The following is a 14,743-nucleotide window of genomic DNA, read 5'->3' on the forward strand; positions in this document are numbered from 1 at the left end:
CTCGTCTTTTCAGGAGAAAGCAATGGCACGGATTGGTTTTATCGGTTTAGGTCATATGGGGTTACCCATGGCTATTAATTTACTGAAGGCAGGCCACACTGTAACGGGTTATGATATTCAACAGTCAGCACTTAATCATTTGCAAGAAGCAGGTGGCAAGGTTGCACAGAGGCTGCCAGAAGCTGCATCAGGCCAGGAAGTTATTATCACCATGCTACAAACAGGCGGGCAGGTACGCGAAGTTTGCTTAGGTGACAAGGGCTTGTTCATTCTAGCTCAGCCACAAACTGTCTACATCGATTGCTCCTCCATTGATGTTCCCAGCAGTCGTGAAATCCACCAACAAGCAGTATTGAAGCAATTATTTGTCGTTGATGCCCCGGTTTCAGGGGGCGTGGCTGGTGCTCAAGCAGGAACCCTAACCTTTATGGTGGGCGGGGGTGAAGAGGCATTTACCAGGGCAAAGCCGATATTGGAAGCGATGGGAAAAAAAATAATCCATACTGGTGCTGCAGGTAGCGGGCAAGCTGCCAAGATTTGTAACAACATGATTTTGGGTATTTCAATGATAGCTGTTTCCGAAGCATTTGTTTTGGCTGAGCATCTTGGTTTATCCGCGCAAAAATTATTTGAGGTCGTCACAAACTCTTCTGGACAATGTTGGGCAATGAGCCAATATGCGCCTGTCCCGGGAGTATTGCCCCACACGCCTGCGAACAATAATTATCAACCAGGATTTACCGCAGCAATGATGCTTAAGGATCTTAATTTAAGTCAAAATTCTGCGACTGCAATGAATGTAGAGACACCTCTTGCCGCGAAAGCAACCGCTATTTATCAGCAATTTAATGAAGCAGGTTTTGGTCATCTGGATTTTTCGGCCATTATTAAGGCAATCGTAAAAGAACAGGTTAATTCATGAAAAAGTCTAATTCTAATAAAGATAACATTGAATTGTTTTGGGATAAAATTGCCCGTCAGTTTATTAACTGGATGGAACCTTGGGATAAGGTGTTACAGGGTGATTTCACCACCGGCGATATCAAATGGTTTAGCGGCGCTAAATTGAATGTTAGCGTCAATTGCCTCGATAGGCATTTACCAGCAAAAGCAAAACAGATTGCGCTTATCTGGGAAAGTGATGATGGGCAACAAGCGCAAAAGCTAACTTTTGCCGAATTGCACCATGAAGTCTGTGTTATGGCCAATGTACTTAAGTCATTAAAAGTTGCTAAAGGAGACAGGGTCGGTATTTATTTACCGATGATACCGGAAGCTGTCATTGCCATGCTTGCTTGTGCAAGGATTGGCGCTGTCCATACGGTGGTATTTGCTGGTTTTTCACCTCATGCTTTAAGACAACGTCTTGAAGCAGCGGGTTGTAATTTATTAATTACAGCAGATGGTTATCACCGTGGTGGAAAACATTTTGCACTTAAAGAACAAGCGGATGAAGCAATTGATAAACTTTCTATCTCAACACTGGTTATAAAAAGCAGTGGTGAACCTATCGCTTTTCATGCGGAAAAAAATCACTGGTGGCATGAATTAAAAACACAGGCCAGTGCACAGTGTCCGCCAGAACCGATGGAGGCAGAAGATCCATTTTTTATCTTGTACACTTCAGGAAGTACAGGGAAGCCTAAAGGGTTAGTACATACGACGGGTGGTTATCTCACTCAGGTTGCTTTCAGTCATCAACATATTTTTAATTGTCATGACAATGAAGTATTTTGGTGTACAGCAGATGTGGGGTGGATTACAGGACATAGTTATGTGGTCTATGGCCCTTTATGTAATGGTGTTACCTCGTTAATTTTTGCCGGTGTTCCTACTTGGCCGACCCCAGCCCGTTGTTGGGAAATTGTGGATAAGCATCGTGTGAGTGTTTTTTACACAGCGCCTACGGCCATTCGCGCTTTAAAACGCGCAGGGGATCAATGGTTGGAAACAACGAAACGTGATTCTTTGCGTTTGTTGGGGACGGTCGGTGAACCGATTAACCCTGAAGTGTGGCAATGGTATCGTGAAAAAGTTGGTTATGATCGCATACCGGTAGTTGATACCTGGTGGCAAACAGAAACAGGCGCTATTATGATTTGCCCGCAACACGAGTTAATGCAAGCAAAACCTGGGGCTGCCAGCCAGCCTTTGCCTGGTATTTTCCCCATATTGCTAGATGGGCACTGTAAAGAAATCACTGAGGCAGGTGAGGGAAGTTTAGCGATAAAATATCCTTGGCCTTCTATTGCAAGAACCATTGCCGGGGATCATGAGCGTTATCGCGAGACTTATTTCAAACAGGGTTACTACATTACCGGTGATGGTGCTCGTCGTGATAAAGATGGCGATTATTGGATAACAGGGCGAATTGATGATGTTTTGAATGTTTCAGGACATCGTCTGGGGACTGCCGAAATTGAAAGTGCTTTGGTGACGCACCCCAAAGTAGCAGAGGCGGCAGTAGTTGGTATTCCCCATGAAATTAAAGGTCAAGGAATCCATGCATTCATCAGTTTGCAGCATGGGGAAGAACCTTCAGAAGAGCTCTATCAGGAATTAGTGGAGACGATTAAAACCGACATAGGTGCCATTGCAAAACCCGATGCGATAACTTGGGTTAATGATTTACCCAAAACACGTTCGGGCAAAATCATGCGGCGAATTCTAAGGCAAATAGCTAGTAAAAAAGTAGGCGACCTTTCTGAACTGGGTGATTTATCAACACTTGCCAATCCCCAAGTGGTTAAAGAGCTTATTCACAGCAAGGATTCCAATGCATAGAGGGGACTCTGCCTTACTCTTCTTGTACAGGCCAGCGGAACCACTCATTTAATTTTAAAATTAATGCTTCAATGCCTTCTTTTTTCAGGGAAGAAAAGGATTGTACAGTGATCAAGTCTGGCATTAATTGATAATGTTTACGCACTTTTAATACGGTATTTTTAACCTCACTGCGAGATAATTTGTCTGCTTTGGTTAATAAAATATGAACGGGTAATCGGCGGGCTAAAGACCAGTCAATCATCGTTTGATCCAATTCTTTAAGGGGGTGGCGGCAATCCATTAGAAGAATCAGCCCGTGCAAACACTGACGAACCTCTAAGTAATGTGCAAGATGTTGTTGCCAGTCTTGCTTAATTTCTTGCGCTACCTTCGCATAACCATAACCCGGTAGGTCAACAAGTCGGCGCTGTTCATCAAGCTGAAACAAATTTATCAACTGTGTGCGCCCTGGCATCTTACTGGTGCGGGCAAGTTGTTTAATACCCGTTAAACAATTCAATGCGCTGGATTTACCCGCATTTGAACGTCCCGCAAAGGCGACTTCAATCCCTTCGTCCGGGGGTAACTGGTTCACTCTGGCAGCACTTTTTAAAAAACTTGCACGTGAATAAGGGTTTAGCAACATTATTTTCAATTTCATTTTGGGATTTTAGCTAAGCAGTGTACCATTAAATAACGTGAGTTCGACATAACTAACAGTGAATACGTATTATGTCTTTAACAAACATTATTCCGAAAAATGCGTAGCATTTATTCGGGATCGCGTCTAATTAAGATAGAACCCTCGGATAAAGAATGAAAAAAATTGTATTTGCTCTTACTGTGTTCTGCACCTTTATGAGCAATGCCGCAGAACAAACAGTGGTACCGCCAGCCAAAACGGCTGTTTGCGTCGCTTGTCATGGACAACAGGGAGTTAGTTTAAATCCTGTATGGCCCAATATTGCAGGGCAACATGCCAGCTATATTCTAAAGCAATTGCAGGATTACAAGAAAGGAACTACCCGCAATGCACCAGAAATGACAGGAATAGTTGCAACGCTAAATGAGTCTGATATGGCTGAGTTAGCGACTTTTTATGCCAAGCAACCGCTCCCTGAGGGTGTAACACCGCAAAAATACTTAAAACGTGGTGAGCAACTTTACCGAGGAGGGGATTTTGAAAAGCATATTGCTGCTTGTATCGCTTGCCACGGTCCGCGTGGAACAGGAAATGCCCAGGCAGGATTTCCGGTGGTTTCAGGACAGCATGCGCCTTATACCATACAACAATTACAGGCTTTTAAAGAAAACAAGCGCTCCAATGATTTAAATTCAATCATGAGGGACATTAGTGCCCGCATGAGTCAGGAAGATATGGAAGCAGTGGCTTATTATATGCAGGGTCTACATTAATTTTTAATATAAGAGAGACTTACTATGTTAAGACGTTTATTGTTAATTATTTTGTTATTACCAACGCTGGTTTTTGCGGATGAATTTGTAGCGGGAAAAGATTACGAGCTTGTTGTAGGTCCTGCTGCTAATGCCAAATCCTCTAAAATTGCAGTGACTGAATTTTTCAGCTATGGGTGCCCTTGGTGCTATCGTCTTGAACCTGCCCTTATGACCTGGCTACAGCAGCAAGGCAGTAAAGTACAATTTTCACGTGTTCCGGTTGTTTTTAATAAGGATTGGAAAGTTTATGCAAAGGCCTATTACACTGCACACCTTTTAGGATTAGAAGCTAAAATTAATCCAGCTTTGTTTAAAGCGATTCAAACAGAGAGACGCAATTTGGCTAATAATGATGCTATGGTTAGTTTTTTCACTGCTGAAGGTGCTGATAATGCAACGGTTAAATCCGCGTTTGAAAATTCAACCATGGTTGATCTCCAGATAGCACAGGATGCCGCTTTAATGTCCCATTATCATGTTAATGGCGTACCTGCCGTAGTCATCAATAACCAATATAAGACAGATTTGCAAATGGCGCAAAACCAGGAGCGCTTCTTTAAGATTTTAGACTTTTTGGTGAATAAAGCTCATCAAGGATAAAACCTACAAAGTTAATGTGATGCACTGCAAGTTCTGGGTATTCAATTAATCATTCTGAATTTAATCACTCATGATTAAATTCAGAAATCCCTGGATTTTCTAAACTTAAAATTCCTGTATTAAAATCGTAAGCAAAAATTTCAGCATATCGTCCCCAATCAATCATAGTGCGAAGGACACGATCGGCCTCTTTTTCACTTAAGTAATCCTCAAGCTTACTTAAAAAACGCTCTTCTGAAACACGGTGCCCTGTTTTTTCATCCAGTACACGCCGAATATAACGAGCCAGAGGAACTTTCTCAATTAAGCAACAGGCAAAAATTTGCTTGCGAGCCTGAAGATCGGCCTCTGAAAATTGTTTGCCCAATTCACTCAATTGAATATCCCCATCTGAAACTTTGGCAAAACCTAAAATTTCCAAGGTTTCGAGGATAGGGAATAAATCATCGATGTTCATCATAAGTTCATCGGCGAGTTCTGGTAAATCGATTTTTTCCTCAAAAGATTTCATCGTTTCAATTAAACCCGATAATTCAGAAGGTTCTACATCGGGTAGGCGGTAGCCTAAACCAATTTGCCGTTCTCGTTGGGCGCGTTTGGCTTTTTCCTTTGGACCTGTCGTCATGAGTCTGTAGATTTTATCAACCAGGTCGCGAAATTCCGGTGTTTCTGGATCGCGTGGTTGTTGTAGTGCGACTTGTAATTCGGCACGGATATAACCAGGGTCACTGCCAAAAATAACAATACGATCGGCAAGTGTGGCTGCTTCTTCAATGTTGTGGGTGACTAATAATATGCCATTGGTATTGGTTTTCTTCTCCTTCCATAGCTCCAATAGATCTGACTTTAAATTCTCTGCCGTTAATACATCAAGTGCTGAAAAAGGTTCATCCATCAATAATACATCAGGATTAATAACCAGGGCGCGTGCAAAGCCTACGCGTTGACGCATTCCCCCCGATAACTCTTTAGGGAAAGCCGACTCAAATCCATCAAGACCAATCGTATCAATGGCTTCAATAGCACGGCGTCGCCTTTCCTCACGGCTTACCCCCTGGGCTTCCAATCCCAATTCCACATTTTCAAGGACAGTCAACCAAGGCATTAAGGCAAAGGATTGGAAAACCATAGCAATGCCTGGTACTGGTCCTGTAACGGATTTACCACGGTAAGTTACTTTACCAGCACTCGGCGGAACTAACCCTGCAATAATTCGTAATAAAGTGGATTTACCAGAACCAGATTTACCTAGCATGGCAACAATTTCGCCTTCCTTTAATTGGAAATTCACATCTTCAAGAACGAGTAAATCTTGATCAGATGCCTTCTTAAATGATTTACGGCAATTTTCGATGGCAATGATTGTTTCTGACATAGATGCCTCTGTTCAATTGAAGTGAAAGCGTTCTTCCGCTAAGCGATAAAGTGGACGCCAAATTATATGGTTAAATACTAATACATAGATACACATCATTGCCGTACCCAATGCAATCTTAGGAAAATTACCGGCAATGGTGCTTGCTTGAATATAGGCTCCCAAGCCGGTTGCTTTTAAAGTGGTATTCCCCCAACTTACCCACTCAGCCACAATACTGGCGTTCCAAGCTCCTCCAGCGGCAGTAATTGCCCCAGTAATATAAAAGGGGAAAACGCCAGGTAATGCCAGGCGCTTCCACCATTGCCAACCCCTAACTCCAAAATTATCGGCTGCCAGATAAAGCTCTCGCGGAATATTGGAGGCGCCGGCAATTACATTAAATAAAATATACCACTGGGTACCGAGAATCATGAGGGGTGTTACCCAAATTTCAACGCTTAAATTAAAGCGGACAATAGCAATTACAAATAAAGGATAAAACAAATTGGCAGGAATTGCGGCGACAAATTGGATAATGGGTTGGATTTTTTGCGCCAATCGAGGCCTTAATCCAATCCAGACTCCTATTGGGATCCAAATGATGGAGCTCACAATAATCAATACAATAACACGTGTACCAGTCGCTGCACCCAAAAGGAAGACATGAAAAATTTCATTTACTGCAAGTTGGGTAAGGATAAAATTTAATAAAAGCCAACCACCACTGAGTATGGCGATTAATACGACAGTATTCCAGATCCAATCCATATGTCTTTGATGACGATAATCAATTTCTTTAACTACCTTGGGTTGGCGACGACTAAGCCACTGGGCGTTGACAAAACGATCTTTAATTGTAGCAAAACGATTACTAAAGCGCTTTATTAAACGACTACCGCGGATTAGATCGATTAACCACGATTGATATTCTTCTTCGTCTGGTGACTGTTCCATTTTAAATTTTTCTGACCATGCAATCAGTGGTCGAAAAAGAATTTGGTCATAGAGAAAAATCACAATCACCATGGTGAGAATAGCATAGCCCACCGCGTGTAAATCGCGACGTTCAATCGCTAAAGCAATATAAGAACCTACGCCCGGTAGACGGATATCCTGATGTGATACAGCAATGGCTTCTGATAGTACTACGAAAAACCAACTGGCAGACATCGACACCATCATGTTCCACAATAGGCCTGACATGGAGAAAGGCACTTCAACCTTCCAGAAACGCTGCCAAGCAGAGAGTTGAAACATGGCTGCTGCTTCTTTTAAATCTGCAGGCAAGGTCTTTAAGGATTGATAAAAGCCAAATGTAATATTCCAAACTTGTGCTGTGAAAATGGCAAAAATTGATGCACATTCAGGACCCAGTAAACTCCCAGGAAACAAACGAATAAAGCCGGTGACGGTAATGGATAAAAAACTCAATACAGGAATGGATTGCAAGATATCAATCGCAGGAATAACAATTTGTTCTGCCCGTCGATTTTTAGCTGCCAGGGTCCCGACAATAAATGTAAATAGGATGGAGAAAGCCAGCGCAATAAACATGCGCAGTACGGTGCGTAAGGCATAGAATGGTAGTTTGGCCGGATCCAGTGAAATGGGAAGAGGTTCCCCCAGCTGATAGGGCGTTGCCATTTGCTTGCCGGCCCATCCCATGAAAAAGACAACGGAGAATATAAGGATTATTAGCAACAGATCCCAGCGATTAATATAACGGCTGACATTTTCACGATTAGCAAAGTAAAAGCGATTGTTGCGCACCAGGTTCCCCTTTTTGTTTTTTTAACCAATTGAAAAATATACACAGTCAATTGCGTATAAAGGGCGGGGATTTTAAAAGCACCCTATTTGAGTAGATGAGACCCCAAACCGCATAAAATACCATAAAAGCGGCTTTATCGATATAACTCTATCAATCTTTCAGAAGGTATGACAAAAATCGGCTATACCCTAATCTTTCCTGAGACATGGCAAAAAACTTATCATGCCCGCGCAGACGGGTAACGTTATAATGGGGTTTTTTTATTCATTAAAGCTGTTTAGAATGAGAAGTTTAACCGGGGATTTTAATGTACAAAACAAGAATTTATTATCTGCTCATTTTGCCGATACTCTCCATTAAAAGTTTTGCTGCACCTGATAATACCCAGTTAGCAGTGTGGGCAAATGAAGCGATTGTGGCTACGTATACCTTTGACTATAAAAATTTTTTACCACGCCAAAAGGAAATAGCCAAGTACTTTACTGCTGCAGGTTGGACTGCCTATAGCACGGCACTTAATGCTTCCAAGCTGCCTGAAACGGTGAAAAAGAATTATTATACGGTGAGTGCTGTTGCTACCTTGCCACCTACTCTCAAAACTGTCAATGCGACTCAGTGGGAAGCTACCATGCCTTTACTGGTCCTCTATAAAAATCCCCAATATCAACAAAAACAAAATCTGCTAGTAACCATTAATTTTATACAGGCGCCATCAGGTCAGGGAGTACGTGGTTTAGCCATTGCAAGCTTACAATCAAAAGTTACTCAACCTGCCTGTGTGTGTCAGCCTCAAAGTGAAGAAGCGGCGACTACAGAAAACGATAAGCAATAATAAAAAGATGTAAAAAAATTAGCGCCATTAGCAGGATGAGAATAAATGTCAGTTTACGTGGCATGGTAATATCAAGCACTGCTTCACGAGGATTATAAGGGTTATAGTAGATGTTAATGGCTTCATCTTTTTCATAGGCCATGGCCGCACGGTATGCCACTTTTCGAGCATATTTACTGTTTAAATTAATATGGGCTGTCTCTGGAAAAAAGCGATTGCCGTGTATTTCTTCATCCAGAACATAGAAAGAATATTCAATCTTTGGCCATAAACGGTAGCTTTCCTGTGTCCATAAAAACTGGGTGATTTTTCCCATTGTCACATGCCAGGCTTGAATTTTTATAAAATATTTCCTGTCTTGCCAAAAATGCCACAATAAGACCAACAGAAATGTAAGCCAAAGCAAATCAAGTAGCCAACGCCAGGATGTTATCCATTGAGTCACACAAATTCCCTATTGCCACAATTATTCTAATCGTAGAGGAATTAGATAGGTTAAGCAAAAAATAAATAAAAAATTCCTTGGTTATCCTATTTTAGGTCTCGCAGGATAAATGCTTAGGGACCAATATCTTGACCAATAGTGATGGGTCCTTCGGCTGTTCGAAAAATATTAACATTGGTTCGTTTAATTCTTCGATCTGAGGGTTGGCGTATTCCCCAGGCGCCGGCGATACCTACCTGTGTTACCGCTTGAGCCCTCAAGTAGCTGTCACTAATAGAACCCGTATTTATGACGGAACTATTATTGGTAATACTTATTGCTTGAGCCAGTGGGCTAGAGTTTCCAGCTCTTGCTCTAGCGATAATTTCCGATAATCTTGAGATTTTAAAAGTGCTCGCCCCATTGACAACAATACCTTCAGCGCTCATGAGAGGGGCAGTCGCAGTATTTCCAAGCTCCGCTATCGTTTCCACCGTGTTATTAACCATTTCTAACGCGCTTTGACCATTAAGTTCTATTCCTCTTGCAACCACAGGTAGATGGGCTGTTCCAACCGTTCTGGCAACAACAGATATGGTATTTCCTATCGAACGAAGAGTAGCATTATTGGTACGAATACCGGTTACTCTTCTTGAATTATTACTTTCCATGAAAAGACGTGAAGTGATTAAATTGACTGTAGGGCGTGAGCCATTACTACTCACAATATCAATACCTAGCTCATAGGAGCTATTAAGGCCGATGGTCACATTTCGAATAGTTGCATCGCCCCTTACAATCTCGGCAGTGGATTGGATGGTTTGTTGGGCTGCTAGCAAACTTCTTTGATGTGAAGACAGTGCCAAGGCTTCTATTTGATTATCAATAAAAATGTTACTAACACTATTAAATCCCGGCAAAACAAGGGCGCCGATTAAATTTGGCCTTCCTTCGCCAAACGCTGGTTTGACAAAATCAAAGGTTTTTCCTTCAATGCTTTGTCCCTGATTTAATTCAAGCAACCCATCGCCTGTTGGATCCAGTAAATAAATTCCCGTAGCTAAGGCCAATGTGCTGTTCGCATCAAGACTGTTGATAGTATCAACTTTAAACTGTGTTAATTCGGTATTAGCGCAAGGATCCTCTGCCGTACAATTGGCTAAGCCTTTTGCCGGATCAAAGATTTTTCCGCCTGGTTTGAAAAACCAAATATGATCTTTTTCAACAAGGTTAGCGCCACTATCAATCCATGCACGTTCTGTTGGAATACTAGTACCACTGTCGAGTGTTCCTAAATTACGGCGGATAGGTTCTAGCATGCGTCCTTCTTGCGGATTGATCGCGCCAAAACGTAAGCGCACGGTTAACATGAAGGTATTGTTGTGCAGATTGTCGTAAGCATCTTGCGCTAGCACGGTCACGCGGTCATTGAACGGGTATTCAATGGTGCCAATAACACCGCGCATGTCATTCATGTTCTGGAAGTTAAAATAGTAACCACCTAAGGCTAGTCTCACATTGTTAAATGGCAAAACCCGATAACCTACTTCGGCATCAACACCTCGGCCTGCCGTTTCGGTATCTACTAAAATATGGTCAAATTGTTTATGGCCTGAGAAACTGACGAAACGATAGTCGCCCAGTTCGTCTGCCCAGGCACTTCGAAAGGTTTTGCTACGTGAACCGACGGGAAAATAGCCATTAAGATGTGCATCCCATTGGGCATTTATCCCTTCGAGACCAGGATTTAATGACCAGAAATGCTTATTGCTGGATGATTCACTGCGATCAGCAAATAAATAGCCACCGAGAATGTAAGGCCCAAACGTTTGACGTAACCCACCGGCAATGCCGCCAAACCAACTGTCATCACGATAATATTTTCCTTGCACATCGCCGTACACTATTCCACGCCCACTTCCAAAGAGTGGTAACATTAAATCACCGCGAGTACCCGCAGTAGTTCCTGCTGCGCCATCGCCTAATAAACGTGCGGGAAGTGGAAAAATCTCAGTAGCAGCAAAACTGGAAAGATTTAGAAAAAACAAACTGAATAGAATGGGTATACGAGCGTGTGAAGAAATCATCAGATATTTTATTTTATGAATAAATTAAAATATCCGTTACTTAATCAGTTAAGTCAATCAATTTAAAGTAATATTTATTATTGCAAAAAGAATTGCATCCCTAAAAAAGATAGCGTGAGCACAATAGCAATGATGGGAAAAATAATAGGCAAAGAAAAACTGTCTGGCCTTTTCTTTTCAGTACATTTAATTTTAATAAGCGAAAGATGTATAGCTATAAAAATGCCAAGAATGATGCTACTGGTTAATTTTGCCAAAGTGGTGATGGGTAAAGCATAAGCAAAAATTAAAATAATCCCGATAACCAATAAGGTTGCGTAGACGGGGGTATGGGTTTTTTCATAAATTGTTGCAAATAATTTAGGTGCATTTTCCTGTCTGGCCATGCCGTAAATCAATCGCGAAGCCATAATAATTTGCACCAAGATGCCGTTGGTAATTGAAATTAAAGCAATGATGGAAAATAAAAAGGCTGATTGCCCCTGTTTAGTAATAATGGTTACCAAAGGAGTGCTAATGTGTTCTAATTCTTGCACCGTTAAAACGCTAATGACGACCCAGGCAATTAAAAGATACAAAATCGTAGTAATGGAAACTGCTAAAAAAATTGCAAGAGGCATATTTTTTTCAGGATTGATCGTTTCTTCAGCAGTATTCACCATGTCTTCAAAACCAATATAGGCATAAAAAGCAAGGAGGGCCCCTATAAACACCCCGTTAAAAGAGGTTGGTAAACTGAAGTGGGTTAAATCAAGCGATTGGAAGCTATGACGACCGTAGAAAATAATGAGAACTAAACCGCTTACTTCTATAATTGTCATTATCATAATAAGCGTGGCCGATTCCCGAATTCCCCAGATGGCAAGTCCGCCTAAAATTAGAACTAAAACGGTAATGCTGAAATAGGGGGAAATAGGGAAAAATAGTTTAAAATAATTAGCAAAGCCATGAGCAATAGTGGCTGCAGAAGTGACTCCCGTCAGTACCACCACCCAACCAATTAACCCGGATAGCCAGGGAGTATCAAACGCTTTACGCACATAAAGTGCAGAACCGGCACTTTGTGGAAAACGCGCACTCAGTTCAGCATAAGATGCTGCTGTAAATAAGGCGATAATTGAAGCAATCAAAAACGAAAGAGGAGTAAATCGCTCGGCTTGTTTGGCCACTTCTCCTACAAGCGCATAAATGCCTGCGCCTAAAATCGTTCCTAAACCATAAAAAGTTATTAATGGTAACGACAATGTCCGCTTCAAAGCCATGGCAGAATCCTTGTGCAAAATAATTTAAATGTTATGCCATGTTACGGAATGCCGGTACCACATTGCAATGTTACTATTGGCCAATAGTTGTTGCCGCAATACTATTTATACTTACGAGGGGAAGGTAATTGATGGGCATTTAAGGTCGATGTCGCATTTCAAGTTTTCTTTGTTTATCAACTACATCAGCAACACTGCCAAGCATTTCGGCGAGTAAATCAGTCATATCATCTAAGGTAATGATGCCTATCAATGTATTTTCATCATCGACGACAGGCAAGCGACGAATGCCTTTTTTGCGCATGAGGGTGAGGGCGTCAAAGAGGCTTTCGTTTTCATGAGCTACAAGCAGTGAGCGAGTAACAATATCTCCAGCGGCAAGTTCAGCAGGATCCAAGTCCGGAACCATGACCTCAACAACAAGATCACGATCGGAAATGATGCCAACAGGAACTTTTTTACCTTGCTTTTCCTCTACAAGCACAATGTCCCCAACATGTTTGGAGCGCATGAGTTCTGCAGCAACTTTAACTGATTCATCACTTAGCATTACTACTACTTCGCGATTACAAAATTCACCCACGCGCATAATTCCTCCTTAAGATTGCAGTTGGAGCCTGGCTTATTAATCCATTCACTTGGAATTAACGCTCAACTGATTCAACATACACTGTGCTGGCAACTGTTTCGCCGGCATTCTCAGCCTCGGCAAAACGTACTCGATCCCCTACTTCAAGTTTTGTAAAATCGTAGTCAATCACACTTTGACTCGTAAAACGAATTTGTCGTCCATCCGGTGTTTCGATGTATCCATAATCCGCAGGCGGATAAACTTCAAGCACATGCCCGTAAAGTGGTATTTCATGGTGTTTCACGTGACCACGGCGTTGATCCACATAGGCTTGTAGTTGTCTTTTGATTGCATTAAAAGCATCACGGATGGCTACATAGACATCTTCATGTGCATGATGTTCTGATGGCTCACGGCTAACTACCAATTCAGCATCTGGAACCGTTAAGTCAATGCGGACATGGTAGAGTTTTCCTTTCTGATGATGCCTATGAGGCGATTCAATGACGATACGACAACCCATTATTCGGTCATAGTAACGTTCCAGTTTTCTGGCAAGTGCAAGGGCTCTTTGTTCAGCTGCAGTGGAATGATCCATGTTGCGAAAAATCACTTGAATAGGAAGTTTCATTTCCTCCCTCCTTGTGGAAGTGCTGAATTAAGCGCCTTTTTTGATCTATAGTCAAAAAAGTTTACACTTGCAATTGAATACGACAGTTTGCAAGCTAAGTAAAAAGATTTTTATGTAAAAATTTCTGAAAGATTTTATAATCTAAAAATGAGGGACAGGGCATTTTTTATCCAAAAGTAACTGGTGCATGAATAGTTACTGTTAAAATGGCGCATTGCCCTTATTGTTTTGGTGACCCTGCCAGTAAACGGCGCAGATTTGGAGAAATAATGCTCTATCTATGGCTTAAGTTGATTCATATTATAAGTTCAACGTTGCTCTTTGGTACGGGCTTGGGATCAGCATTTTATATGTTTATGGCCAACCTTAAACGGGATAATTTGCTTCATTTGCAACGTACAACCAGAAACGTGGTGATTGCTGATTTTATTTTTACTACTCCAGCGGTGATTATTCAGCCTTTAACCGGTTTGCTGATGGTTTATTTAGCCGCTTTCCCTCTGACAAGCTTTTGGATTTTAGCGTCCTTGTTACTCTATCTACTTGTAGGGCTTTGCTGGATTCCAGTTGTTTTTATTCAAATTAAATTAGAAAAATTAATAAGTATAGCGATTACAAATCAACAAGAACTGCCTTCTGACTATTATCGATTATATCGGATTTGGTTTATCTTAGGATGGCCGGCATTTATTGGCGTATTGTTAATTTTTTATCTTATGGTAATTAAAATTGTCTAAAGCATTTATTCCATGCGACCTAAATAAGGCGTCTGTTTGGTAACTGTTTGGTCCTTGTGTTTGATTTGTTGGCTTTTTATCATTTTTTAGTGCACTTTGTGATAAGATATAAACTTTCTTAGGCTGAGTCTGAAACAAAATGGTTTGTTTTTTCAAAACGAAAAAAATTCAATTTCGTAGTGCAATAACGATCAGAGTTTATATTGAAGAAAAAATTGAAGAAAGAATTTTTGCTGAGGACGCACTC

The 14,743-nt window shown here is 41.5% G+C and carries 14 protein-coding genes; 6 read left to right on the forward strand and 8 right to left on the reverse strand.

The genetic code is table 11. The features are described from left to right. Positions 1-22 precede the first annotated feature (22 nt). Positions 23-922 (forward strand): 3-hydroxyisobutyrate dehydrogenase, encoded by a 900-nt coding sequence (mmsB, locus tag Ljam_RS10650; protein WP_058450005.1) that lies wholly within the window; start codon positions 23-25, stop codon positions 920-922. Further along, positions 919-2,784: an acetate--CoA ligase gene (acs, locus tag Ljam_RS10655; RefSeq protein WP_058450006.1), complete on the forward strand. Its 1,866-nt coding sequence runs from the start codon at positions 919-921 to the stop codon at positions 2,782-2,784. Before mmsB ends, acs begins: the two co-directional genes overlap by 4 nt. A 13-nt stretch (positions 2,785-2,797) precedes the next feature. Here the strand turns inward: acs and yihA are convergent, their stop codons facing one another. Beyond that, positions 2,798-3,412 carry a ribosome biogenesis GTP-binding protein YihA/YsxC gene (gene yihA / locus Ljam_RS10660; RefSeq protein WP_058450007.1) on the reverse strand — a complete coding sequence of 205 codons (615 nt, stop codon included), beginning with the start codon at positions 3,410-3,412 and terminating at the stop codon, positions 2,798-2,800. Between the two features lie 212 nt (positions 3,413-3,624). On the opposite strand from yihA, the gene Ljam_RS10665 reads away from it, so the two are divergent. Then, complete coding sequence (locus tag Ljam_RS10665; RefSeq protein WP_238583749.1) at positions 3,625-4,182, forward strand: c-type cytochrome; 558 nt, start codon at positions 3,625-3,627, stop codon at positions 4,180-4,182. 24 nt (positions 4,183-4,206) lie between these two features. Beyond that, positions 4,207-4,824 (forward strand): thiol:disulfide interchange protein DsbA/DsbL, encoded by a 618-nt coding sequence (locus Ljam_RS10670; protein WP_058450009.1) that lies wholly within the window; start codon positions 4,207-4,209, stop codon positions 4,822-4,824. Positions 4,825-4,888: 64 nt separating this feature from the next. Here Ljam_RS10670 and Ljam_RS10675 read toward each other — a convergent pair whose 3' ends face one another. Continuing rightward, the gene (locus tag Ljam_RS10675) at positions 4,889-6,199 is read right to left on the reverse strand and encodes an ABC transporter ATP-binding protein (RefSeq protein WP_058450010.1); all 1,311 of its coding nucleotides are present in this window, start codon (positions 6,197-6,199) and stop codon (positions 4,889-4,891) included. A gap of 12 nt (positions 6,200-6,211) precedes the next feature. After that, positions 6,212-7,951 (reverse strand): ABC transporter permease, encoded by a 1,740-nt coding sequence (locus Ljam_RS10680; protein ID WP_058450011.1) that lies wholly within the window; start codon positions 7,949-7,951, stop codon positions 6,212-6,214. A gap of 308 nt (positions 7,952-8,259) precedes the next feature. Between Ljam_RS10680 and Ljam_RS10685 the strand changes: the two genes are divergently transcribed. Further along, complete coding sequence (locus Ljam_RS10685) at positions 8,260-8,784, forward strand: DotI/IcmL family type IV secretion protein (protein ID WP_058450012.1); 525 nt, start codon at positions 8,260-8,262, stop codon at positions 8,782-8,784. On the opposite strand, the gene Ljam_RS10690 is transcribed toward Ljam_RS10685, so the two are convergent. From Ljam_RS10690 to Ljam_RS10710, 5 genes are all read right to left on the reverse strand, one after another. After that, positions 8,762-9,229 (reverse strand): DUF3592 domain-containing protein, encoded by a 468-nt coding sequence (locus Ljam_RS10690; RefSeq protein ID WP_065235541.1) that lies wholly within the window; start codon positions 9,227-9,229, stop codon positions 8,762-8,764. The genes Ljam_RS10685 and Ljam_RS10690 overlap by 23 nt on opposite strands. Positions 9,230-9,342: 113 nt before the next feature. Continuing rightward, complete coding sequence (locus Ljam_RS10695; protein ID WP_058450013.1) at positions 9,343-11,295, reverse strand: hypothetical protein; 1,953 nt, start codon at positions 11,293-11,295, stop codon at positions 9,343-9,345. Positions 11,296-11,372: 77 nt separating this feature from the next. Beyond that, positions 11,373-12,557 (reverse strand): APC family permease, encoded by a 1,185-nt coding sequence (locus tag Ljam_RS10700; RefSeq protein WP_058450014.1) that lies wholly within the window; start codon positions 12,555-12,557, stop codon positions 11,373-11,375. 139 nt (positions 12,558-12,696) lie between these two features. Next, positions 12,697-13,146, reverse strand: coding sequence for a CBS domain-containing protein (locus Ljam_RS10705; RefSeq protein WP_058450015.1), 450 nt, complete (start codon positions 13,144-13,146; stop codon positions 12,697-12,699). Positions 13,147-13,201: 55 nt separating this feature from the next. After that, the gene (locus tag Ljam_RS10710; protein ID WP_058450016.1) at positions 13,202-13,759 is read right to left on the reverse strand and encodes an HPF/RaiA family ribosome-associated protein; all 558 of its coding nucleotides are present in this window, start codon (positions 13,757-13,759) and stop codon (positions 13,202-13,204) included. 269 nt (positions 13,760-14,028) lie between these two features. Between Ljam_RS10710 and Ljam_RS10715 the strand changes: the two genes are divergently transcribed. Then, positions 14,029-14,496, forward strand: coding sequence for a DUF2269 family protein (locus Ljam_RS10715; RefSeq protein ID WP_058450802.1), 468 nt, complete (start codon positions 14,029-14,031; stop codon positions 14,494-14,496). The last annotated feature ends 247 nt before the right edge of the window (positions 14,497-14,743 follow it).

This window comes from Legionella jamestowniensis, assembly GCF_001467745.1.
Taxonomy (GTDB): domain Bacteria; phylum Pseudomonadota; class Gammaproteobacteria; order Legionellales; family Legionellaceae; genus Tatlockia; species Tatlockia jamestowniensis.